The 23795-nt window shown below is 66.4% G+C and carries 19 protein-coding genes; 13 read left to right on the plus strand and 6 right to left on the minus strand.

Translation table 11 applies throughout. The features are described 5' to 3' along the window. The first annotated feature begins 160 nt into the window (after positions 1-160). Positions 161-826, plus strand: a complete 666-nt coding sequence (locus MOV80_RS08500) for a hypothetical protein (RefSeq protein ID WP_118268062.1) — start codon at positions 161-163, stop codon at positions 824-826. 117 nt (positions 827-943) lie between these two features. Here MOV80_RS08500 and MOV80_RS08505 read toward each other — a convergent pair whose 3' ends face one another. From MOV80_RS08505 to MOV80_RS08530, 6 genes are all read right to left on the minus strand, one after another. Continuing rightward, on the minus strand, positions 944-1480 hold the full coding sequence (locus MOV80_RS08505; RefSeq protein WP_039756784.1) for a GNAT family N-acetyltransferase: 537 nt from the start codon (positions 1478-1480) through the stop codon (positions 944-946). Positions 1481-2058: 578 nt separating this feature from the next. After that, positions 2059-3162: a type VI secretion system protein TssA gene (gene tssA, locus MOV80_RS08510; protein WP_043590128.1), complete on the minus strand. Its 1104-nt coding sequence runs from the start codon at positions 3160-3162 to the stop codon at positions 2059-2061. Positions 3163-3193: 31 nt separating this feature from the next. Then, a complete protein-coding gene (locus MOV80_RS23425) occupies positions 3194-7039 on the minus strand; it encodes a type VI secretion system protein (RefSeq protein WP_275975324.1) in 3846 nt (1281 codons plus the stop codon). Beyond that, complete coding sequence (locus MOV80_RS08520) at positions 7036-7800, minus strand: DotU/TssL family secretion system protein (protein ID WP_249605011.1); 765 nt, start codon at positions 7798-7800, stop codon at positions 7036-7038. Before MOV80_RS08520 ends, MOV80_RS23425 begins: the two co-directional genes overlap by 4 nt. After that, entirely contained in the window at positions 7790-9136 is a 1347-nt protein-coding gene (tssK, locus tag MOV80_RS08525) for a type VI secretion system baseplate subunit TssK (protein ID WP_249605070.1), read from the minus strand. Before tssK ends, MOV80_RS08520 begins: the two co-directional genes overlap by 11 nt. Positions 9137-9160: 24 nt before the next feature. Next, the gene (locus MOV80_RS08530; protein WP_019103273.1) at positions 9161-9616 is read right to left on the minus strand and encodes a hypothetical protein; all 456 of its coding nucleotides are present in this window, start codon (positions 9614-9616) and stop codon (positions 9161-9163) included. A 281-nt stretch (positions 9617-9897) separates the two neighbouring features. Here MOV80_RS08530 and tssB point away from each other — a divergent pair, with 281 nt between their 5' ends. The 12 genes from tssB to tssI all read left to right on the plus strand — a co-directional run bounded on the left by tssB (position 9898) and on the right by tssI (position 23791). Beyond that, positions 9898-10443, plus strand: coding sequence for a type VI secretion system contractile sheath small subunit (tssB, locus tag MOV80_RS08535; RefSeq protein WP_019103272.1), 546 nt, complete (start codon positions 9898-9900; stop codon positions 10441-10443). A gap of 35 nt (positions 10444-10478) precedes the next feature. After that, positions 10479-11957, plus strand: coding sequence for a type VI secretion system contractile sheath large subunit (gene tssC, locus MOV80_RS08540; protein ID WP_019103271.1), 1479 nt, complete (start codon positions 10479-10481; stop codon positions 11955-11957). 65 nt (positions 11958-12022) lie between these two features. Next, complete coding sequence (locus MOV80_RS08545) at positions 12023-12520, plus strand: Hcp family type VI secretion system effector (protein ID WP_019103270.1); 498 nt, start codon at positions 12023-12025, stop codon at positions 12518-12520. Between the two features lie 3 nt (positions 12521-12523). Then, positions 12524-12991 (plus strand): type VI secretion system baseplate subunit TssE, encoded by a 468-nt coding sequence (gene tssE / locus MOV80_RS08550; RefSeq protein WP_081950271.1) that lies wholly within the window; start codon positions 12524-12526, stop codon positions 12989-12991. Continuing rightward, positions 12991-14790, plus strand: coding sequence for a type VI secretion system baseplate subunit TssF (gene tssF, locus MOV80_RS08555; protein WP_249605012.1), 1800 nt, complete (start codon positions 12991-12993; stop codon positions 14788-14790). The genes tssE and tssF overlap by 1 nt, the downstream gene beginning before the upstream one ends. After that, positions 14754-15803 (plus strand): type VI secretion system baseplate subunit TssG, encoded by a 1050-nt coding sequence (gene tssG / locus MOV80_RS08560; protein ID WP_249605013.1) that lies wholly within the window; start codon positions 14754-14756, stop codon positions 15801-15803. The genes tssF and tssG overlap by 37 nt, the downstream gene beginning before the upstream one ends. Continuing rightward, entirely contained in the window at positions 15800-18379 is a 2580-nt protein-coding gene (tssH, locus tag MOV80_RS08565) for a type VI secretion system ATPase TssH (protein WP_249605014.1), read from the plus strand. The genes tssG and tssH overlap by 4 nt, the downstream gene beginning before the upstream one ends. Positions 18380-18435: 56 nt before the next feature. Beyond that, positions 18436-19344 carry a hypothetical protein gene (locus MOV80_RS08570; RefSeq protein WP_019103575.1) on the plus strand — a complete coding sequence of 303 codons (909 nt, stop codon included), beginning with the start codon at positions 18436-18438 and terminating at the stop codon, positions 19342-19344. 486 nt (positions 19345-19830) lie between these two features. Further along, positions 19831-20028 carry a hypothetical protein gene (locus MOV80_RS08575; RefSeq protein ID WP_019103457.1) on the plus strand — a complete coding sequence of 66 codons (198 nt, stop codon included), beginning with the start codon at positions 19831-19833 and terminating at the stop codon, positions 20026-20028. Positions 20029-20098: 70 nt separating this feature from the next. Further along, positions 20099-21055 (plus strand): hypothetical protein, encoded by a 957-nt coding sequence (locus MOV80_RS08580; RefSeq protein ID WP_249605015.1) that lies wholly within the window; start codon positions 20099-20101, stop codon positions 21053-21055. Between the two features lie 37 nt (positions 21056-21092). Then, on the plus strand, positions 21093-21761 hold the full coding sequence (locus MOV80_RS08585; RefSeq protein WP_249605016.1) for an endonuclease/exonuclease/phosphatase family protein: 669 nt from the start codon (positions 21093-21095) through the stop codon (positions 21759-21761). Between the two features lie 23 nt (positions 21762-21784). Then, positions 21785-23791, plus strand: coding sequence for a type VI secretion system tip protein VgrG (gene tssI, locus MOV80_RS08590; protein WP_249605017.1), 2007 nt, complete (start codon positions 21785-21787; stop codon positions 23789-23791). Positions 23792-23795: the final 4 nt, after the last annotated feature.

A 23795-nucleotide genomic window follows, 5' to 3' on the forward strand; every position in this document is an offset into this window, starting at 1 on the left:
CGTTTTCGCCTTGTCTCGCTCTAGCTCGCGAAATCGTAAACAGGCTCTAAACCCCCGCCCCCGCGCCGGCGCCGCTCCAGGCCCGGCGCGGCCGTCACGGATTCACTCCATTCGGCTTGCCCTCGGGCAAGCCTCATTTTACGAATGACGAAAGACCACGATGAAAATCCTGCTGCCGCTGGCCTTGCTGGCGCTGTCCCCGGCCCTGCGCGCCGCCGTGCCGGACCTGGTGGCCACCATCAGCTACGAAACCGTCACCGTCGGCAACGACGGCGTGGAAAAAACCATACGCTATCGGGAAAAATTGACCCGCCAAGGCAAACACGTCTGGCGCGAACGGCTGAACGCGCGCGCCGGCGGCCATGACCACGATCATGGCGCGGAAGACGGCCACGATCATATCGACTACGCCGCCGCCAGCCGCCATGTGTGGCTGGACGCCAAAGGCCAGCCGCGGCTGGAGTTCGCCCTGCCGCAACAGCGGCTGCTGGTGCAGGTGGGCCAGCGCGAATGGAGCGACGTCGGCTTCGACGGCTCCTGGACCCTGGCCAGTCAGCTGGTGGACATCGCCAAGCTGAAAGGCTTTACCGTCGGCCCGGGCGCGGACGGCAGCCGCTGGTATCGCAAGACCGCCAACGGCCGCAGCAAGCAATTGCAATGGAGCACGCGCTGGGCGCTGCCGCTGCGGGTGGAGTCCCGCTCGCAGGACGGCCGCCATCGCGAAAGCATGCGCGTGGACATCCACCCGCTGGCCGCCGGCCAGCCGTTGCCGTGGGCGCAAACCGGGCGGCTGCGCGGCAAGGACTATATGGATACGCTGGACTGAGCCATTGCCAGCGCCGTCCTTCCGGGCCAGACATCCTGGCCTTGGAGTCCGCTCGCGGTCCGCTGCGCGCGGCGTAGCGCGCCATGCGAACAAGCCGCTTTCCCAAGCGGCCTCGCCCTAGCTCGCGGGAGCGTGAACACGCTCCAATAGCTGGCAAGGCCAGCCGTCCACGTCGAAGGCGGCGATGCGTTCATAGCCGCAGGACTCATAAAAACGCGGCAAGGCCCCCGAGCCGCCGCCGTAGCAATCCACGCGCAAGCGCTTGACGCCGGCCAGCCTCGCCTGTTCGTCCGCAAAAGCCATCAAGCGCCGGCCTATGCCGCGCGCGCTGGGGCGGCGCGAGGCCACCAGCAAGCGCACGTAGATTTCGGGCTCCGTCACCGCCGGCACATAGGGCATGGCCTCCCCCAGCACCAAGGCGGCCAGCACCGCGCCGCCCCGCTCCTCCGCCACCCACGCGCCCGGCAGCGAACAGGCCTCGACCACCCGCTCCACTTGCCGCGGCTGGGCGGACCAAGGCTCGCTTCCCCATTGCTCCGCATTGCCCATGGCGACAAACCAGGCGATGATTTCATCGAAAATTTTCAATACCGCGGGGGCGTCGGCTACGCCCGCGCGACGAATGATCACGCCATCCGACTCTGCATTCTCCATCTGACCGTCCTTCACTGAGCCCTCATCAAGCGGGGGGCGGCTTATCCGCCTCAAGTCCCGTTTTTAAACGCCTGCTCACCGTCTCGCCAGCAAAGGCAAGACAAGGTGTTGCCGCTGAGAAAGTGAAGTATACCTACGGCAGATGAGCAATTCGACGCGCAGCAGATCGTAAACAGGTTCTAAGAACCTGTTTACGATCTTTCCGAGTGATGGCTCCAAGACATGGAATCCGCTGCGCGGATGATGATTTTCATTGCCGGGGCTGCCCGGCGTGCAGGGAGAGGATATTTGCTTGGCCAAATATCCCCTCCACCCCTAAAGGCCACCCTGCAAACCTGGCCTGCGGCTTCCCGCCGGTTCCCGTCAGGCCCGAGGCGCGGCTGAACTCACTACGTGCGAATCTTCGATTCGCTCAGTGTTAATTTGCTAGCGTCAAATCGCTCAAACAGGGCAGCCGCTTAAGACCTCGGACCTGCCACCCGACGGCAGGCTTGAAGGGACCCAGGGCGCGTCGAATACGCGACTTCCTGTGTACCAAACCGTGTTTCAAAGTACAGACAAAAGATCGTAAACAGGTTCTAAGGCAACACCCCCAGCAGGGACCACAGCCGCCGCGCCTCAGCGTCGCTGTCTATCAGCTCCGCCAGCAGTTCGCGCAGCGGCTTCTCCCCCCACTCCACCGCGCGGTAGATCAGATAAGGCACCGGGCTGTGCGGTTCGGTGCGCGCCAGGTAGTCGGCGATGCCGCGCAGCTGGCGGTAAGCGTCCTCCCGCCCCTGCGGCTCGCGCTGGGTGAACATCGGCGCGGCTGCAACGGGCGGCGGCGCGCTGTTGCCGGCTTCCGCGGCGGCCGGCGGCGCGGCGGTTTCGGCGTGCTGGATGGCGGCGTTCTCCAGTTCCGGCGGCGGGCCGGGATGTAAAACGGCCAGCTCCTGCAAGGCCTGCGCCGCCTGCTCCAGCGCCTGGTTCAGCGGCGCGTAGGACGGCGCGTCCGCGCCCATGCGTTCGTCGCACCAGGCCTGCAGCCGCGCCAGCCATTGCCGGCTGCGCGCCAGCGCGCCGCGGCTATCTTCCAGCACAGCCGGCGGCAGCGCGCGCACCCAGTCGTTCAGCTTCTGCTGCTCGTGGCGCGCCTGCTCGCGCTCCAGCTTGCCCTCGTCGCCGCCGGCCAGCAGCCGGCGGTTCAGGTCCTGCCATTGCCGCAGGGTCAGCGGCTGCCGCTCCTGCGGCGGCGGCGCGTCCAGCAGCGGCACTTGGGCCGCCAGCGTGGCGGCGTAGGTCTTGGCCAGCCATTCCAGCGGGCCGGTGCGAAAGCTCAGATCGCCTTGCTGCGGCAAGGGATGCAGGCTGTCCCAAAACTGTTCGCAACACTGCGCGCTCAGCGCCAGCGCCGCCTCCAGGCCGGGCAAGCCCAACAGGTGCAGCCAGGATTCGCCCAGCCAGGCGGCCACCATCAAATCCTTGCTGCGCTCGGCCAAGAGCGCGGAGGCGACGCGCTCCACGCCGGGCCAGTCCGCCCGCTTCAAATCGCTTTCCCAGATGCCGGCGGGCAGGCTGGGGTCGTCCTCGCGCCGCAGTTCGCGCAGTTGGTCGTATTCCGGCGCGTAGCGCAGCGCTTCGCCGCCGGGGCTGTCCGCGGCGATGGGTTGCAACAGGGTATCCAGACGCAAGGTGGCGCTCATGGCCGTTTCCTCATGGTGTTCAAAGCGCGCATCAACTGCCCTCTATCGCGGCCAGCCGCGGGTTGGCTGCCGTGCGGAACGGCGACGGCGGCGCGGTGTAAGGCAGGCTGGCCACGGCCAGGCCGCTCTTGCCTCCCGGCGCTTGCAGCGTCAGCCTCATGAACATTTGCGCGTTGCCGCTGCCTTGCAGCGCCGGGTTGCGCACCGGCAGCGCCAGCATCAGGCCCACGTCGTTGAAGCCCTCCGCGTTGTTGACCCGCAACGGCGAGTTGTTCTCGCGCAGCAAGCGCAGCAAGGCCCATTGACCGCCGTAGTTCCAGCTGGCCAGCCGGTCGAACACGGTCAGCCCGCTTTGCGTTGAATCCTCCTCCGGCGCCTGCTGCGACTCCTTGGCCCAGCGCAGGGTCGCCGTCACCGGCTGGCCGATGTTCCAGTGCAGGCGCTGACCATCGCCGCCGGGGTAGCGCAAGCGCTGGCCGCCGCTGGCCAGTGTCCATTCGATCACCTGGTCCGCCGCCTGCTCGTGCTCGCGGTCGGTGCGCCAGCGCACCTCCACGTCCACGCCCTGCCACGGCCCGCCGCCCTCGCGGGCGAACATCGGGCCCAGCCAGCCACGCGCCGCCTTGGCCGCGTCCAGGAAGCGCCGCGCCGCCTGGGCCTGGCCGGACTTGAGGTCCTGCAGCCCCGCGGCGGCCAGCCCGCCGCTGTCGTCCATCAGCCGCATGAATTCCGCCACCCGCTCCGGCGCGGCGTCCGGCGCGCTCAGTTTGGCGGCGAAGGGGAAGCGGTTGGCCAGGTATTGATTGAAGAAGGCGCTCAGCTTCTGGTAAGCGGCGGCCCCCGCCTGGGTGCGCAAAGCGCCGCAGCGGTCGCTGGCCAGGCTGACCAGGGTCTGGGCGCGGTCTGAGAAAACGTTGCCGGCGGCCGGCAGTTCCACCTGGTCCAGCACCGCGCGGCAATTGCCGACGTCCATCTCGTTGAAGTCCTTGCTGATCATGGTTTCCAGCACCGTCGGCGCGCTGTTGGCGGCTTTTTCCTTGTAGTGGCGCAGCTCGTTGCTCGCGCTTTGCCAGCGCTGCACCAGCTGCTGGTCGCCCACCGACATTTCGCTCTTGTGCGACAGCAGCCAGTTCAGCGTCGGCGCTTGCGCCTGGGACAGGGTGCCGATCAGCTCCAGCTGCGAGCCCAGGTATTGCTGCAGTTCGCGCGCGCCGCCGGCGCGGAAGGCGCGGGCGCCGGCGTTGCGCGAGCCGTCCCACCAGCGGAAGCTGCCTTGCAGCGGCTGGTACACCGCCAGCCCTTGCAGGCTGCGCTCGGCGTGGCGCAAGGATTGCAGCGCGCGCCGGTCCATTTCCGCCATCAGCTTGCCGCGCAGCGCGGTTTGGGACAGCTCGTCCATTGCCGCCAGCAAGGGGGTGGCCGCCTTGGCCTGGGCGTCGAAGGCGTTGCCCTCGCCCACCGAACCGCCGGTCTGATCGGAGGAGGGTTCCGGATGGCGGCTGCTCAGCTCGGCCCACATCGCCCGCGCCGCGCTGTCCTGCAAGGCGCGCTCCAGGCCCTTGCGGTAGGCCGGCGGCATCTGGCCGGCGCTGCCGGCCAGGTATTTCTGGTAGCCGTCGTAATGGCGCAGCGCCGCCGTCATCGCTTCGGCGTCCATCGTCGCCAGCCCGCTCAGGCCGGCCTCGCGCTGCGCTCGCGCGCTGGCGACGAAGTCCTGCTTCAGCAAGGAGGCCAGGGTCACGTTCAGCTTGAGCACCGCGTCCTGCAGCTCCAGGCCGCCGGACGGCCCTTGCGCCAGCAACGCCGAGGAGGCGCCCACGCCGCCCAGCCAGCGCTTGCGGAAGTCCTGGCGCGCCACCGCGGAGTAGTCCACCACTCGCGCCACCGCGTCGCGGCCTATCAGGCTGGAACGGCGCGCGCCGTCCAGCATCGCGCTGTAGCCGGGCACCAGGTCCTGGCCGGCGGCGCGGCTCCAGGCGCTGTTGGTGGCGTTGACCAGGCTTTGCAGCAGGCCGATGCGGGCGGCGATGCTGTCCAGGTCCGCCAAGGAGTTGCCCTGACCGGATTCCAGCATTTGCAGCTGCTTTTGCAGTTGCTGGGCGGTGAGGTCGAAGGTCTGGTTGGTGTAGAGCTGGCCGAGCCAGGCCTGCATCAGCGCGCTGAAGTGGTCTCCCACTTGCGGCCGGATCTTGGCAAGGTCGATGGGCGCGGCCACCAATCGGTCGCTGGCCAGCAGGATGCGCCGCAGATTGTCGCGCTGGGCGTTCTGCGGCGCGCGCAGGCTGAGGCCGAACAGGCCGTTGGCCAGGTCCGCCGCTTCGTCCAGCGTGGCGTTGCCGTCGTTCACCGCGTGGTTGAACTGGCTGACGCGCTGTTCCAGGCGACCGGCGTCGCCGGCCAATTGCCGCGCCAGCAGATAGGCCGGCCATTTTTCCGGCGCGGCGGTGTCGTCGCTGACGCTGTCCGATCCCGCCTCGCCCAGGCGCCGCACTTGCTCCGCGTCGCGCAGCAGCCGCTGTTGCAGCGGCTGCATCACCGCGCGCCGCAGCGCGTACTCGATGGTGTCGTCGATGCGTCCGTCCACCGGGGACATCAGCGAGGTGGGCAGCAACAAGGTGCCGAAACGACGCGACGGCGCGTCCTTGAGCGCGCGCCAGAAGGCGACGACGCTTTGGCGCGCCGCGGCGTCGTTGCCCAGCTCCGGCCGCGGCCCGCCCCGGTCCAGTTGCAGAATGCGCAGTTGGCGGCCTAGCGCGTCGGCGTCGTCGGTGGCCGTATGCCAATACCAGCTGATGCCGGCCAGCCACAAGGCGGCGAACAGGCCCATGCCGATCAGTGTCCAGCGATGCCAGCGCTGGCGCAGCCGCAAGATACGCGGCACCGGCTGGGCCAGGCCCTGCTCCGCCAGCACTCGCTGGCGCAGCAGCCGGCCGGCGAACAGGGGCAGCGCCGGCGGCGCGGCGGTGTCTTCCAGATCGCCTTCCGGCGCGGCCTGGGCGCCGGTGAAATAGATGCCGCGCAATTGCGGCGCCTCGCCCAGCGCGTTGCCTCGGAACACCGGGTCGCACAAGGCTTGCAAATTGGCCCGCACCGCCTCAAAGCTGCGCGGCAGCAGGTACAAATCCGTGGACATCCCGCCTTGCAGGGCGCCGAATTCGGCGATGGTTTCGCTCAGCGTCAGCCGCAGCCGCGTCAAGGCCTGTTCTATCCAGTCGGATTGATAGGCGGCGCTGGCGGCGTAGGGCGAGGACCACCCAAGCATCGCGTCGCGCGCTTCGCGCGGCAACGCCTGCGCCAGCTCCAGGAAGCCCGGAGCCTGTTCGGTCTCGGTCACCACCAGATAGATGGGCAGGCTCAGGCCCAGCCGTCTTTGCAGATCGGCAAACTTCTTGGCGGCGGCCAGGCCGGCGCTCACCGCCAGGTGCTCGCTCCACAGCTGGCTGGCGGACACGGTCCAGATCAGCGCGTCCAGCGGCCGAGCGGCGCGGCTGCGCAACAACACGCCCAAGAGCCGCCGCCAGGCGGACAGCGGCGCCAACGCGCCTTCCGGATGGCTGAACATATCGTCCGGGATCACCAGCACCGCGCCGTCCCCGCCGTACCACCAACGGCCGAACCAATTGGCCTCGCCCTCGCTTTTCAGCTGCAGCGAGGCGCACAGCGCCTCCACATTGCGCACCCGGTCTCCCACCGCCAGCACCCAGGGGGTCTGGTAGCGGTCTTCCGCGCCGATCTCGCGCTCGAAACGGCGCACCGAGCCGCGGAAGCTGCGCCGCGCCGGATCGGCCTCGCGCCGCAACCACCAGATCAACGCCGCCAAGGCCAACAGAATCAACAGGGTCAGCAATACAATGCCGACTATGGTCTGTATCGTCATTTGCTTTGCCCGTCCCCGTCCGCCCCGCGGTACAGCATGGGCTCCACTCTCGATACGATGTCATGCCAAAACGCGTGCCCCACCACCGACATGCCCACCAGGATGGCCGCCACGCCCAGCGCCAGCCGGAAGCCGTCCGGCAGCATGCGCCGCACCGTCAGCCGCAGCGGCGGCACATTGCTGCTGCGCTCCAGCGCCGGCGCCAGGCCGCGGAGGTCGGCGTCGCGCTGGTAGGCGAAGGCGAACAGCTCGCGCCGCCATTCCTCGTGCTGGGCCAGCCCGCCCGGCCCGCGCAGCCGGCCGTAGAAACCCAGCGTCAGCGTTTGCAGGCAGACGTTGGCCAGATCCCGGCTGGCCGGATCGCGCTCGCGCAACACCCGCTCTATCAACGCCGGCACCTTGTCGCCGGCGGCTCGGCTGCCAAACAGCCGCTGCTCCAGCGGCGTGGCCTGCCACAGGCTTTGCCCCGGCCAGTCCTCGAACAGCAGCCGCTCGTCGATCAAGGCGACGAACAGATACTGCAAGGCGTCGATCTGGCTTTGCCCGGCCGCGCCCACGCGCGCGCCGGCGGCGCGGCTCAGCCGCCGCGCCAGCAAACCGCCCTGCTCGGCGGCCAGTTCGGCGGCGGTTTCGGCCTTGTGGCCGCCGCCGGCCAGTTCGCGGAACACTTGCAGCCATTCGGCGTAAGCATCCTCGAAAGCCGCGCCCAGCGGCGCTTGCGCCAGCGCGCCCAGTGGCTGCAAGGCGGCGTTATCCGGCATGGCGTTCTCCCTCGGCCTCGTCCTGCGGATCGGCGACGAAAAGCAGCGCCTCCCACGGCTCCAGCGCCGCGCCGCCGGCCGGCAGCGTCATCCGCAGCGGCAGTTCCGGCTGCAGCCAGTCGCCGCGCGCCAGCAGCGCGAACAAGCGGGTGTCGTCGCCCACGCTATAGGCCACTTGCTCGGCGCGGTCCAGCGGCTGGAAGGACAGGCCGCGCATGCGCTGGCGCGCCAGCGTGGCCACGTGCGGCTCGGAGGCGATGATGGCCTGGCTCAGCCATTGCTGGGCGGCGGACTCCGGCGCGCCGCCGGGCATGCGCAGGCCGATGATCAGCCGCTGGCTGGCCTGCGCCGCCTCCGGCAGCAGAACCCAGAAGCCATCCTCGTCGCGGTTGAACGGCAGGCTGCGGTAGCCGGCGCGCACCCGGTCCAGCGCGGCGGACAGCCAGTTCAGCAAGGGCTCGTAACAGGCCAGCAGTTCCTGGTAATTAAAGGCGGGAAACACCGGCGCGCCGGCGCCCGGGTCCAGCGCGGTCAGCGCGCCGGCCATGCCGGCCAGCAGGCCGAACAAGGCGGCCGGGTGGGCGACGCGGCTGCCCAGCGCGGCTTCCACTTCCGGCAGCCGCGCCCACAGCGCCGCCAGCTGGCGGCGGATTTCGTCGATGTCGTCGTCCTTGCCGGCGTCCTTGGCCTGGCGCAGCCGGCCGCTGAGGAACACGCACTTTTCGCGCGCCTTGGCGCACAGCGCCGCCACCTTGCGCCCCAACGGGCCGTCCGGCAGCAAGCGCGGCGACGGCGGCGCGTAGGCGCGGCGGGCGAAGCCGCCGCCTTGCTGGGCGATGCGCAACAGCGGCAAGCAGATCATGTCGGCGCGTTCGGCCTCGGTGACCAGGCGGATGTCCGGCCGCCACAGCGTCAGGCTGGCCGGGTTTTCCCCGCTGCTCAAATCCGGCACCGCCTCGCTGTTTTCCGAGCGAAAACGCCCGGCGGCGGGATCCAGCCGGCCGGCGCGCCACAAGGGCGGCAGCGCCAGATAGACCGTCACCGTGCGCCCCGGCGCCTCCGCCGCGGCCGCCGTCACGTCGCAGCGGAGCTCGGCGCCGTCGCCGGCGTCGAAGCGCAGCGGCAGGCCGTCCGGCAGCACCGCCTCCAGCGCGGACACCCGCGCCACGCCGCCGGCCAGCGCCGCCTCGTCCAGCTCCAGCTCCAGCACGCCCCAATACAGCGGCTGGGCCGCCGCCGCCAGCGCCGCGGACACCCCGTCCGACCTCAGCGCCTGCCATTGAAAATGCTGGGGCAGCAACTGCATCCCCTCGTACCAACACACTGCCTGTGGCACTGCTTTCAAACCGCTCTCCCCCCGCTACGGCTCCATCAGCCGCATATTCTTGCTTTCAAAACGCAACCAGACCTTCTTGCGCGTATCCAGGCTCAGCCGGTGCATGCCCGGCCCGGCGTAGCCGGCGTACACCAGCAGGCCGGCCGCGGATTCGCCGCGTATCGGCACATCGTCGGTTTCCAGGTGCTGACCCGGCACCAGCTCCAGCTCCCACACCTTGAGATCCGCCGGGTAATCGCGCAGCAACTGCTCGCGCTGTTCAAACCACTTGGCCGCCGGCAGCCCCAGCAACAGCTTGTATAGCTCCGGATCCTTGGCGGCGACGAAATCCACCGCCAACGGCGTGTCGTCGTTGGCCATGCTGACCACGTCCAGCGTGGCCGCCTGCAATTTGACCGAAGGGCCGAAGCCCAGCGACGAGCATCCGCCCACGCCCAGCGCCAAACAGCAGAACAGCCCAGCCAGATACCCGTTGCGCATCCGCATCACCCAAACGCCATTATCCATTGCAAATAATATTGGCAAAAAAATGCCGATAGTTCTATAGGAATTGTTAAGCCATGGTCATTGAAAAATGCAAATTGCAAGCATTTGTCAGCAAATAAGGCTTCCATGTAGCGGCCATGGCCGGCTTCAATGGAAAAGAGCGACCAGGCCCGGCCGGGCAACAATGGTCTGACAATCATGCAATCACGCCAAAGCGGACCGGATACGCGGCCCGCAGCCGGCGTCGTTAGCTTCCCAACCGATCGAGGTCTGTTATGGCAGAGAGCACACAGCACAAGCTGGACCGGATTCGTCCGCCGCGCGTGCAAATCACGTATGACGTGGAAATCGGCAACGCCCTGGAAAAACGGGAGCTGCCGCTGGTGGTAGGCATCATGGCGGACCTGGCGGGCAAGCAGGAGCAGCCGCTGCCCAAGCTGAGCGAACGCCGCTTCGTGGAAATAGACCGCGACAACTTCAACGCGGTGCTGGCCTCGCTGGCGCCGCGCGTCACCGCCCAGGTGGACAACGCGCTGTCCGACGACGGCAGCAAGCTCAACGTGGAGCTGAAGTTCAATCACTTCGACGATTTCGACCCGGTCAACATCGTCAAGCAAGTCACCCCGCTGCGCCGGCTGTACGAGGCGCGCCAAAAACTGCGCGACCTGCTGACCAAGCTGGACGGCAACGACGAACTGGACAAGCTGTTGCAGGACGTGGTGGCCAACACCGAGGAACTGCAAAAGATCAAGAGCGCCCGCCCCGAGGCCCCGGCCGCGGCGGAAGCCGCCCCGGCGCCGGACGCGCCGCCGGCCGCCTGACGCCCCGCTCGACCACCTGATACCGGAGACATCTCATGGCCAAGACCCAAGCCGAAGCCCCCAGCGGCGACGCCGCCTCGCTGTCGCTGCTGGACCGCATCATCCAGGAAGGCCGCATGGCCCACGACGACATCCAGCAGGAATACGCCAAGGACCTGCTGTCCGAATTCGCCACCCAAGTGCTTGACGAAGGCATGGCCATCGACAAAGACACCGTGGCGATGATCAACCACCGCATCGCCATCATCGACCAATTGCTGAGCAAGCAGCTCAACAATATCCTGCACCACCCGGACGTGCAGAAGATGGAAGCCTCCTGGCGCGGCCTGCACTTCCTGGTGATGAACACCGAAACCAGCACCCGCCTGAAGCTGCGCCTGCTCAACGCCACCAAGGACGAACTGCAGAACGACCTGGAAAAGGCGGTGGAATTCGACCAGAGCGCGCTGTTCAAGAAGATTTACGAGGAAGAATACGGCACCTTTGGCGGCCACCCCATCAGCCTGCTGATCGGCGATTACGAGTTTGGCCGCCACCCGCAAGACGTGGCGCTGCTGGAAAAGCTGTCCAATGTGGCCGCCGCCGCGCACGCGCCGCTGATCTCCGCCGCCAGCCCGCGCCTGTTCGATATGAGCAGCTTCACCGAACTGGCGGTGCCGCGCGACCTGGCCAAGGCCTTTGAAAGCGCCGAGCTGATCAAATGGCGCTCCTTCCGCGCCAGCGAGGATTCCCGCTACGTCAGCCTGGTGCTGCCGCACATCCTGCTGCGCCTGCCCTACGGCCCGGACACCAAGCCCACCGAAGGCATGAACTACGTGGAAGACGTCAACGGCACCGACCATAGCAAATACCTGTGGGGCAACGCCGCCTACGCGCTGGGCCAGCGCATCACGGACGCCTTCGCCAAATACGGCTGGTGCGCGGCCATCCGCGGCGTGGAAGGCGGCGGCGCGGTGGAAGGCCTGCCGGCCCACACCTTCGGCACCGTGTCCGGCGACATCGCGCTCAAATGCCCCACCGAGATCGCCATCACCGACCGCCGCGAGAAAGAGCTGGACGGCCTGGGCTTCATCGCGCTGTGCCACAAGAAAAACACCGATCTGGCGGTGTTCTTCGGCGGCCAGAGCGCCAACCAGCCCAAGGTCTACAACACCAACGCCGCCAACGCCAACGCCCGCATCTCCGCGATGCTGCCCTATGTGCTGGCCGCCTCGCGCTTCGCTCACTACATCAAGGTGATCATGCGCGACAAGATCGGCAGCTTCCTGACCCGCGACAACGTGGAAACCTATCTGAACAACTGGATAGCGGACTACGTGCTGGTCAACGACAACGCGCCGCAGGAAGTGAAGGCCCAGTACCCGCTGCGCGAAGCGCGAGTGGACGTGACCGAAGTGCCGGGCAAGCCCGGCGCCTACCGCGCCACCGTCTTCCTGCGCCCGCACTTCCAGCTGGAAGAGCTGACCGCGTCCATCCGCCTGGTGGCGGAGCTGCCGCCGCCGGCCGCCGCCTGACGCCACACCAAGGGCCCGCCGCGCGGCGGGCCCGATATGTCTCATAACACGGAGAACACATAGCAATGGACGCCATCATTCTGGACCTGGGCAGCGACATCAAGGGCGAGTGCAAGCTGGAAGGCTACACCGACAAGATCGAAGTGCTGTCCTACAGCCACAACGTGGCCATGCAGGTGACCAACGACGTCAGCAACACCGAACGCACCTCCGGCAAGCCGCATATCGGCGAATTCAGCCTGACCAAGTTCACCGACAAATCCACGCCGGAACTCAACGCCTATTGCTGCCAGGGCAAGAACATCCCCGAGGTCAAGATCACCATAGGCCGCAACGCCGCCGACAGCAGCGGCAAGATCCTGCCCTACATCGTCTACACCCTGACCAACGCCATCCTGTCCAACGTCAGCGTCAGCGGCGGCACCGGCGGCAAGCCGGTGGAAAACCTCTCGCTCAACTTCACCAAGATCAAGTGGGAGCTGACCACCCAGAAAGACACCGGCGCCAAGGACGGCAACGCCGCCGCGGTGTGGGACCTGGCCGCCAACAAGTACTCCAAGTAAACCATGCGTCAGCCCGCCCAGTTCCGCCCGGGTCTGTTCGAACTCCTGGCCGACGCCGAACCGCGACACAGGCTGGAGGCCGAGCCGCTGCTGCGGGTGGACCGCCGCCGGCTGCAGGAATCGGTGCGGGCGGAACTGGCGCGGCTGCTGTCCAGCCGCCGCGCCGAACAGCCCTACCTGCCCGAACTCAGCGTCATCGACTACGGCGTGGCGGACTGGAGCGCGCTGCACCCTGAACGCGCCGAAGACCGCCAGCGCCTGGCGCGCGAAATCCGCCAGGCGATACGCAGCTTCGAACCCCGGCTGGCCGCGCCACGCGTCAGCGTGAACACCGTGCCGGGCCGCGGCCTGCTCCTCAGCGTGCGCATAGACGGCGAACTCCAGGCCGAAGGCAGCCGCTGGCCGGCCGCCTTCGTCGCCGAGCTGGACCCGTCCGGCGCGCGGCTGACCGCCTGCGAGGACGCCGGCTGATGGAATCGCTGGACCCGCGCCTGCTGGACTACTACCAACGCGAACTCGCCTACCTGCGCCACGCCGGCGGCGAATTCGCCCACCGCTACCCCAAGGTGGCCCACCGCCTGCAACTGAGCGACGGCGAATGCCCGGACCCGCAAGTGGAACGGCTGCTGGAAGGCTTCGCCCTGCTGTGCGCGCGGCTGCAACGCCGGCTGGACGACGACTACTCCGAACTCACCGACGCGCTGCTGGAACAGCTCTACCCGCACGCGCTGCGGCCCATGCCCTCCTGCGCCATCGCCCGCTTCGAGCCGGACCCGGACAAGGGCAAGCTGGACGCCGGCTACCGCATCGAGCGCGGCACCCCGCTGTTCGTGGCCACCACCGCCGGCGACAGCCTGCGCTTTCGCACCAGCGCCGCCGTCACCCTGTGGCCGCTGCGGCTCGCCGCCGCCAGCCTGCTGACCGAGGACGAAGCCCAGGCCGCCAGCGGCCTGGCCCAGGCGCGCGCCGCCCTGGTGCTGCGGCTGGAGAAACTGGGGCCGGAGCCGCTGGGCGCGCTGCCGCTGCACAGCCTGCGCATCCACCTGGCCGGCTCCCCGCTCAACGCCGCCGCGCTCTACGACCTGCTGTCCGCCCACAGCCTGCAAATCAGCTGCCGGCTGCCGGAGCGGCCCGGCCTCGCGCCCTCCATCCGCCCCGGCGCGCTGCCGCGCGCCTGCGGCTTCGGCGCCGACGAAGCGCTGCTGCCGGCCGAGGACGGCGTGCACCCGGCGCACGCGCTGCTGGCCGAATACTTCGCCTGCCCGGAAAAATTCGCCTTCTTCGACCTGCCGCTGAGCCTGCCGCGCCAGGCGGAGCGGCAGCTGGAAATCGTCATCGCCTTCGAACGCGCGCCGGCCGGCCGCCTGGGCATCCAGCACGGCGACATCGCGCTGGGCTGCGCGCCGGTGATCAATCTGTTTCCGCACACCTCGGAGCCGCTGCGCCCGGACGGCAGCCGCAGCGAATACCTGCTGGTGGCCGACGCCCACCGCGACCACAGCGTGGAAATCCACTCCATCCGCCAGCTGCGCGCCGCCGGCCCGGACGGCGCGCGCCGCATCGCCCCCTATTTCGCCTGCAGCCACGGCGAGGGCGGCGACGGCCGCTACTGGCACGCGCGCCGCGTGCGCGGCCTCAACCGCCTGCGCCCCGGCAGCGACATGCTGCTCACCCTGGTGGACGCCGATTTCGACCCGCTGGCCGCCAGCGAGCTCAGCCTCACCGCCGAGCTGCTGTGCACCAACCGCCACCTGGCCGAGCAACTGCCGGCCGGCGCGCCGCTGATGTTCGAACTGCCCGGCCCGGTGGGCCAGGCGCGGCTGCTGCGCCCGCCGCGGCCGCAAACCGAAGCCGCGCTGGACGGCGCCTCGCGCTGGAAACTGGTGTCCCAGCTCAGCCTCAACCACCTGTCGCTGAGCGAAGGCCCGCAAGCGCTGGCCGCGCTGCGCGAAATGCTGGCGCTCCACAATCTGGGCGAACAGCCGGCCGCGCGCCGCCAGATCGAAGGCATCGCCGCGCTCGGCAGCGAACGCATCGTCGACCACGTCGGCGCCGACGCCTGGCGCGGCTGGCGCAACGGCCTGCTGCTGACGCTGGAGCTGGACCCGGCCTGCTTCGCCGGCGGCAGCCGCGTGCTGTTCGCCGCCGTGCTCGCCCACTTCTTCGCCCTCTACGCCCACGCCAACCGCTTCGTGCGCACCCGACTCGTCCACCAGCAACAGGAGATCCAGACATGGCAGCCGCCGCCCGGCCCCAGCCTGGTTCTGTAGCCGAGCGGCTACTGACGCGGCCGCAGGGCTTTGAATTCGCCCAGGCGGTGATGCTGCTGGAACGGCTGACGCCGCAAGCCGCGCCGCTGGGCCAGGGCGCGGACCCGGCGCGCGAGGCGCTGCGGCTGCGCGGCCCGCTGCTGCCCGCCTTCGCCGCCAGCGAACTGAGCGCGCTGGAACCGGGCGCGCTGGGCGGCGACGCGCAGGACGGCCAGCCGGCGCTCGATGTCGAATCCTTCGGCCTGGGCGGCCCGGACGGCCCGCTGCCCTACGCCTACCAGGAATGGCTGCAACAACGCCGCCAGGACAAAGACCACGCGCCGGCGGAATTCCTGCAACTATTCCAGCATCGGCTGCTGGCCCTGCTCTACCGCGCCCAGCGCAAATACCGGCTGGCGCCCAGCTTCGCCGCGCCGCGGCTCAGCCCGGCGCGGCCGCTGCTGCTCAGCCTGTGCGGCCTGCTGCCCGCCGGCCTGCAACAACGCCAGGCGGTGCCGGACGCCGCGCTGCTGGCCCGCGCCGCCCTGCTGGCGGACCGCCGCCGCTCGCTGGCCGGCTTCGCCGCCTTGGCCAGCCGCCACCTGGCCGCGCCGGTGCAAGCCAGCCCCTACGCCGGCGGCTGGCGCGAGATCCCGCCGGCCAGCCGCACCAGCATCGGCCCCAATGGCCGCAACGCCGCGCTGGGCCAGGGCGCGCTGGCCGGCCGCCGCGCCTGGGACGAACACGCCGGCATCCGCCTGACCGTGGGCCCGCTGGACCCGGCCGGCTACCGCGCCTTCCTGCCCGGCGGCGAACGCCACCGCGCGCTGGCCGCGCTGGCGGACTTCTACTTCGGCCCGGACCTGGACATCCAGCTCAGCCTGCTGTGGCAGGCCCCGGCCGCCGCGCTCAAGCTGCAAGCCCGCGCTGCGCCGCGGCTGAGCTGGGACAGCTGGCTGGGCGGCCCCGGCGGAGCGCGACGGCTGGACACCCGGCTGCAACGGCCGCCCCCGGCCGGCGAGGAGCCGGCATGAGCGCCGAACTGTCCGAACTGGTGGCCCGCCTCAACCCCAGCTGCCGCAAGGCGCTGGAGCTGGCCGCCCAGCGCTGCCTGCAACAAAGCCACTACTACGTGGAAATCGAACACGTGCTGCTGGAGCTGCTGGAGCTGCCCAACGGCGACCTGCCGCTGCTGCTGCCCAAGCTGGGCCTGAGCCCGGACCAACTGAGCGCGGAACTGCGCCGCAGCCTGGACCAGTTCAAGCGCGGCGAAACCCGCGCCCCGGCCTTCTCCAGCCACACCGTGGCCTGGCTCAAGGAAGCGCTGCTGCTGGCCACGCTGCGCCAGCAGGCCAGCATCCGCTCCGGCCTGCTGCTGCTCACCCTGCTGGAGCGCGACGAGCTGCGCAATCTGCTGCTGATCGGCGCGCCCTGCCTGCTGCGCGCGCCGCGCCAGCCGCTGAGCGAACAGCTGGACGCCTGGGCCGCCGCCTCGCGCGAAGCCCCCTCCGCCGCCGCGGCGGAACCGGCCGGCGCGCTGGCCCGCTTCACCCACGACCTGGTGGCCGACGCCCGCGCCGGCCGCATCGACCCCATCGTGGGCCGCGACGGCGAAATCCGCCAATGCCTGGACATCCTGCTGCGCCGCCGCCAGAACAACCCCATCCTGGTGGGCGCGCCCGGCGTGGGCAAAACCGCGGTGGCGGAAGGCCTGGCGCTGCGCATCGCCCACGAGGAAGTGCCGCCGGCGCTGGCCGGCGTCGGCCTGCTGGCGCTGGACCTGGGCCTGCTGCAAGCCGGCGCCGGGCTCAAGGGCGAATTCGAACAAAGGCTGCAAAGCGTGATGGACGACATCCGCGCCGCCGCCCGGCCCATCATCCTGTTCATCGACGAAGCCCACACCCTGGTGGGCGCCGGCGCGGCCGAGGGCCACAGCGACGCCGCCAACCTGCTCAAGCCGGCGCTGGCGCGCGGCGAACTGCGCACCGTGGCCGCCACCACCTGGCAGGAATACAAGAAATACTTCGAACGCGACCCGGCGCTGGCGCGGCGCTTCCAGCCGGTGCAAGTGGAAGAACCGGACGAAGACAGCGCCGTGGCCATGCTGCGCGGCGTCGCCGCCCGGCTGGAACAACACCACGGCGTGCGCATCCTGGACGCCGCCATCCACGACGCGGTCAAGCTGTCCCACCGCTACATCTCCGGCCGCCAGCTGCCGGACAAGGCCATCAGCGTGCTGGACACCGCCTGCGCCCGCGTGGCGCTGGCCCAGCACGACCAGCCGCCGCAGCTGGAAAACCTGCGCCACCGCCAGGCCATGCTGGACGAAGAACTGGAGCGGCTACTGAACGAACAGGCCACCGGCCTGGACCACGCCGCCCGCATCGCCGCGCTGCGCCAAGACAGCGCGCGCCAGCTGCAAGCCATGCGCGAACTGACCATGCGCTGGCAGGACGAATTGCGCGCGGTGCGCGAAATCCTGCGCACCCGCCAGCAACTGCTGGACTTCCTGGCCAGCGAGCCCGAGCTGCCCGCCGGCGAACCGCCGCTGTTGCTGGAAGAAGCCGAAGACGGGACCGCGACCGCCGACGAGGACGAAGCCGCGGACCCGGCGCTGCGGCTGGCGGAACAACTGGCGCGGCTGGAAGCCGGCCTGGACGCGCTGCGCCAGGACGACCCGCTGGTGCCGGAACACGTGGACTCCAAGGCGGTGGCCGCCGTCATCGCCGGCTGGACCGGCATCCCGGTGGGCAAGATGCTGGCCGACGAAGCCTACGCCATCCGCACCCTGGCCCAGCGCATGGGCCAGCGCGTGATCGGCCAGCCGGCCGCACTGGGCAAGATCGCCCAACGCATCCAGGCCTACCGCGCCGGCCTCACCGACCCCGGCAAACCGGTGGGCGTGTTCCTGCTGCTCGGCCCCACCGGCGTGGGCAAAACCGAAACCGCCTACGCGCTGGCCGACGCCCTCTACGGCGGCGAACGCAATCTGATCGTGGTCAACCTGGCGGAATACCAGGAAGCCCACAGCGTCAGCCAGCTCAAGGGCGCGCCGCCCGGCTATGTAGGCTACGGCCAGGGCGGCGTGCTGACCGAAGCGGTGCGGCGCAAACCCTACAGCGTGGTGCTGCTGGACGAAATCGAGAAAGCCCACCCGGACGTGCTGGAAGCCTTCTACAACGTGTTCGACAAGGGAGTCATGGAAGACGGCACCGGCCTGACGGTGGACTTCAACAACACCATCATCCTGGCCACCAGCAATGTGGGGGCGGAGCTGTTGCAAACCACGCCAGGCGAACAGCTCGCCACCCAGTTGTTCGACGAACGCCTGCGCAAAGTGCTGTTACAAACCTTCCGCCCCGCCTTTCTCGCCCGCATGACCGTGGTGCCCTATCCGCCGTTGGCGGAACGCACATTGGAAAACATCGTGATCAACAAGCTGGAAAAACTGCAAGCCCGCTATAAGGCGGCGACAGGCAAACAATTCGATTTCGACCCGGCCATTGTGAAAGCGGTATTGGCTAAATGCAGCTCTGCCGGCGCGCGGGATATCGAGAATGTGTTAATGGCGCAGGTGACGGGTAGGTTGGCGGAGTGGGTATTGGAGTGAAGTCCGATTACCTAGGTATCAGAAAAATCCCCATAAGCAAACTGGAGGAAATACGTATGTCAGATTTTGCAGATGACTACAAATTTGGCGACATTATCTATGGTCGCTTCGATGTGACTATTGATTACTGGAAATATCTGCTGAATAAACGGAACGATGTACTCCATGAGTTCATCACTTCGGAGCAGCAGAAAAAAAATTGCCCGAAGATACTTAAGACATTCCAACTCCAACCTGACACGACCTACGACACGCTCGAGAAAATTGCAAAGGAGCATGCTGACAACAGCCAGACTCATTTTTTGATCGGTTATTTTCATAAAGGTTTCAAAGAGAAGGATACCCCGAAAGAAAACCTGGAATCTATGAAGGAAGCAGATCCGAATATTCCCCAAAGATACAACGACCAGCGCCACACCTATCATCAAAACCTCTACAACTCTCGTTACAGCCCATTTTCCTGCTTGAAGATTGACCATCACACGGCTGTAGCCCAAATTGGCAGCATCGGCAATTACGATGAATACCTGCGTCGGGCCTGTAAGTTTGGAGTAACCAACATAAAATCGGTCATGCCCACCGCCACCATCCGTTTCGCGCTAGACAATATCCCCATGAACAGCGTGATCGAAAAATCCGAAGTCGTAACCCCCAAGGGGAAGGTGGTACCGATCACTACATCGGAGCTCAGAACATTATTTAGGACCTGGCTCCATTCAAAAAGCCATGTGGTGTTCTATAAAGGAAAACAATCGGTACCAGCGCCGTGGGATGAAAAACCGGAGGACTGGCTTAACTATGCCAAACATCGCTATGAAAAATATTTCAACTTGCTGAAAAAGACCGGCCAAGCACCAGTAGTCAATTTTCTTCTCAACAGCAATGACGCAATCGCCATCGACAAAGAGGCCAACCTACTCAAGGTTACCTATGAAAAGCTCGCCAATTTCAGCCAACACCAGTGACATCCAACTTGTAGGAGCCCCTTGCTTGAGAGCTATTGGATACCCCACACCACCGACAATACCACCAGTCCTTCCTCACCATCAGCACCCTCAACGACCTCTATCCAAAGTTAATGAGCAGCGGGGAAATACTCAACGGTCTGTAGCCTCAGCGGATCAGCAGTCACTCAGACACTACCCCGACCATCCGCAACGCTACCGCCGACCACTACCCGCTGAGGTTGCGCTCCCGGCCCTGCTGGCTGTCCTAGCGAGCAACAACCGAGCGCTCCAGATCCTTACCATGACCATAGGTTGGGCTAAGTGCGATGAAGCCCAAAGTTTCCGCGCGCCATCCACAAGCGACATAACATTGGGTTTTCCCATTAAGGACCGTAGGTTGGGCTGAATGCAATGAAGCCCAACGTTTACCGCGTACCAAGCACAAGCGGATAACGTTGGGCTTTCCCCTTCTCCCATAAAATGAACGTACTCTATTAAACCACCATGCCCCGCCCCTCCGACAAAACCACCCCGCTGTCGCTCAGCGCTTCCGCGCTGAAAGAGCTGTACCCGGACAGCCTGTCCGGCGCCGAGGCACTAAACGCGCTGGGCAGCTTCACTCTGGCCGGCTTCAGCGACAGCGCGCTGACGCTGAACAAAAGTTCTTCCACCTTGGTTAGCAAGATGGCAGAACAAATTTAGAACCGATGTGATGGTTTAAGCAGCACCCGGCAGAGTACCGACTCATTAGCACCCAAAATACGGAGGCCGCATGATTACCGTTATGACCCTCAGTGGTGGCTCGGGCACCATGTTTTGCAGTTGCAAGAATGGGGACTGCCAAGACCACAGCCTCATTTCCATTACTACTCAAAACCATGAGGTCTATCAGTTTCAATACTCCGCCGGCCATCAAAAAATGCATCTCAGAACCACCAAGGATGAGATCACCCGGTTTTGGGCCAATACCCGAGGCAAGGGCATCCGGGTCCGGCATGTGATTTACATCCCCAGCAAGAATGAAGTAGCGCACATACTAAGAAGCAAGCCGCCGGAAATCGGCATCCCGCCAACAATCGCCATCGGCAGGCTGCCGCCAGCCCATCAGAGCATAGGTTCGGTAGTGGAGATGAAGCCCCTCAGCATGACCATGCGCCGCGGCGATGAGGTCTTAATTGATATTGGCGGCAGCCATGGCGATGAAAAGGCCGTCTCGCACCAGCCGCTCTTAAAAAAAACGCCACCGGCGCTGGGGCTGGATCAAAACAAAATGATCCAATTCATGACAGCGAATCATGGGAAAAACCTGGGCAACTGCGCGGAGGTGGTGGCGGCGGTGCTTGAGGCCGGCATCACCGACGCTCGGGATAGGCCGCTGACCACCGGCTACACGCTGCCCTTATGCGCTTGCATCTGCTGCTGCCATTCGCCTACCTCGGTGAGCAAACTGGCCTTTAACATCCAGAAAAACACCCTGGCGCAACTCAGCGAACAAGGCCTGCTGAGCACGGACTTGCTGGGCTACGCCCCCAATAAAATCTCCCAAGCCGGGAAAAGTCAACGTGACGAATTCGACTTATTCGATATCGACTTTGACTCGCTGTCTTACTACCAGAAAGATGACAATTGCTGTACCTCCCTGATTAAAATCATCTGGGACACTTTATCCATGTGCACCTTCAGCACCTACTCCAGAGCGCAAAGCGGGGGCCAAGACAAGCAGCACTAAAACCGCAGCGTTAAATTAGACCGGCCAAGGAGCAAAGATGCGCGTAGCCAGCTTCAACCTGGAAAAAAACGGCGAATCCTCGCCGCTGGATAAAAAGGCGCAGGTCGAGACCTTCATCCACCAATGCTGCTCCAACGACAGCTGGGACGTCGACGTGGTGTTTCTGTGCGAAGTGCACTCCGCCAGGCTGGACGACTATTACGATTATTTACGCAAGGTGTATCAAGACTATGATGTCCACGCCTTTGCCGGCGGCCATTCCAACGGCTACATCGTGATGACCAGGAAAGGGCAGCATCTAGAAGTTGTCAGCCAGGGGCACTTGAAAGGCCTGAACCGGGACCTGATCGCGGTCGTGGCCGAAGCCGTCAACGGCTACACCGGCTTTCTGTTTCTGGCCCACTTCAAATCCGGCCAGGGCGGGCTGACCAAGAGCCAGTTGCGGGACTGCACCAGCCTGGGCGGACACTGGGTGGCCACCGGCGATCTGAACCTGGACTACACCCGTGTAGAGGAACTGGACACCCCCGGCGTGGCCTATGAATGCTGGCAAGGACAGGCTACCCACGCAAAAGGCGGCATCCTGGATTGGGTGCTGGCCTCGGTCGACGTCAAAGTCGCGCCTTTCGACATCAGCCGCTGGGCGGACGCGTTCGACATGAGCGGCCCGGACCATCGCCCCATCGTCTTCGACGTCCTCTGCTGACCTTTGCTACCACGAGATATCCCATGCCCCGCCCCTCCGACAAAACCACCCCGCTCTCGCTCAGCGCCTCCGCTCTGAAAGAGCTCTACCCGGACAGCCTGTCCGGCGACGAAGCGCTGAACGCGCTGGGCAGCTTCACCCTGGCCGGCTTCAGCGACAACGCGCTGACGCTGGACAAGGCGGTGGCTTCCCACCTGACGCTGAGCCTGCGCCGCGACGATAAGACCCGGCCCGTAGACGGCCTGTGCGCGGCGATACGCCAGCTGCCGGGCGACGCCACCGCGGACCGCTACAGCGTGACACTGCGGCCCTGGCTGTGGTGGCTGAGCCTGGCCGGCAACAACCGCATCTTCCAGAACCAGAGCGTGCCGGACATCGTAAAAGCGGTATTCGCCGGCCACGGCTTCAGCGACTACCAGCTGAAGCTGGATGCGACCTATCCCAAGCGCGAGTACTGCGTGCAATTTGGCGAGAGCGATCTCAATTTTGTGATGCGGCTGCTGGAAGACGCCGGCATCTTCTGGTTCTTCACTCACGCCGACGGCAAACACACCCTGGTGCTGGCGGACGGCAACAGCCATTTCCCGGACTGCCCCAATAACGCCAAGATTCCCTACCTGGGCCAGGACCTGGGCGGGCGCGAGCTGGAAGGCGTGCGCAGCGCCGGCATCAGCCGCCAGGCGGTGGCCGGCGGCTACCGCGCCGGCGATTACGAATTCACCACCGCCAGCACCTCGCTGTACGCGCAGGCGCTGGCCAAATCAGACCTGCCCAATCTCTACCAATACCCCGGCGGCTACGCCAAGAAGGCCGACGGCGACGCGCTGGCCAAGCAGCGCAGCGACGGCCTGCGCGCCGAGGAAGTGGAACTGGTGGGCGACAGCGACTGCCGCTGGCTGATTCCCGGCCACTGCTTCACCCTGAGCGGCCACCCGGACCCGGCCTGCAATATCGCCTGGGTAATCACCCGCGTCAGCCACGAAGCCGGCCAGCAGCATTACCGCAACCGCTTCGCCGCCATCCCCAAGGCCACCCCCTACCGCCCGCCGCGGCTCACACCCAAGCCGGTGATGCACCCGCAGGTGGCCAAGGTGGTGGGCAAGGCCGGCGAGGAGATCTGGACCGATAAATACGGCCGCGTCAAAGTGCAATTCCCCTGGGACCGCGACGGCAAGGACGACGAATCCAGCTCCTGCTGGCTGCGGGTGATGCAGCCATGGAGCGGCAAGGGCTTTGGCATGCAGTTCATCCCGCGCATCGGCCAGGAAGTGATTGTCAGCTTCATCGACGGCGACCCGGACAAGCCGCTGGTCAGCGGCTGCGTCTACAACGGCGACAACGCGCTGCCTTACGAACTGCCGGCCAAGCAGGCGCAGTCCGGCCTCAAGACCAATTCGACAAAAGGCGGCGGCGGCTTCAACGAATTGCGCTTCGACGACAGCAAGGACAAGGAGGAAGTGTTCTTCCAGGCGCAGAAGAACTACACGGTAAAAGTGCTCAACGATGTGGCCGCCGACGTGGGCCACGACGAAACCCTGGTAGTGAAGAACGAGCGCAAGCGCAGCGTCACCGAAGGCAACGACAGCCTCAGCGTGGACAAGGGCAACCGCACGGTGGAAGTGAAAACCGGCAATGAAACCCTCAACGTCAAGGGCAAGCGCACGGTCAAGGTGGAAGGCGACCAGAGCCACAGCACCGGCGGCAACCACGAACACAAGGTCAGCGGCAACTACACGCTGACCGTGGACGGCAACCTCACCATCAAGGTCAGCGGCACCCTCACCCTGCAAAGCGGCGGCGCCTTCACCGCCAAGAGCGACGCCGCCTACACCGCCCAGGCCGGCACCAGTCTTACCAACAAGGCCGGCACCGGACTCACCAACCAGGCGGGCACCGAGCTGACCAATAAAGCCGGCACCACGCTGACCAACGACGCCGGGGTGTCGCTAACCAACAAGGCCAGCGCCAGCCAGACGGTGGACGGCGGCGGCATGCTCACCCTCAAGGGCGGGCTGATCCAGCAGAACTGATGCG

Origin of the sequence: Chromobacterium sp. IRSSSOUMB001 (assembly GCF_023507765.1) — a bacterium.
In the GTDB taxonomy this organism is placed as follows: domain Bacteria; phylum Pseudomonadota; class Gammaproteobacteria; order Burkholderiales; family Chromobacteriaceae; genus Chromobacterium; species Chromobacterium haemolyticum.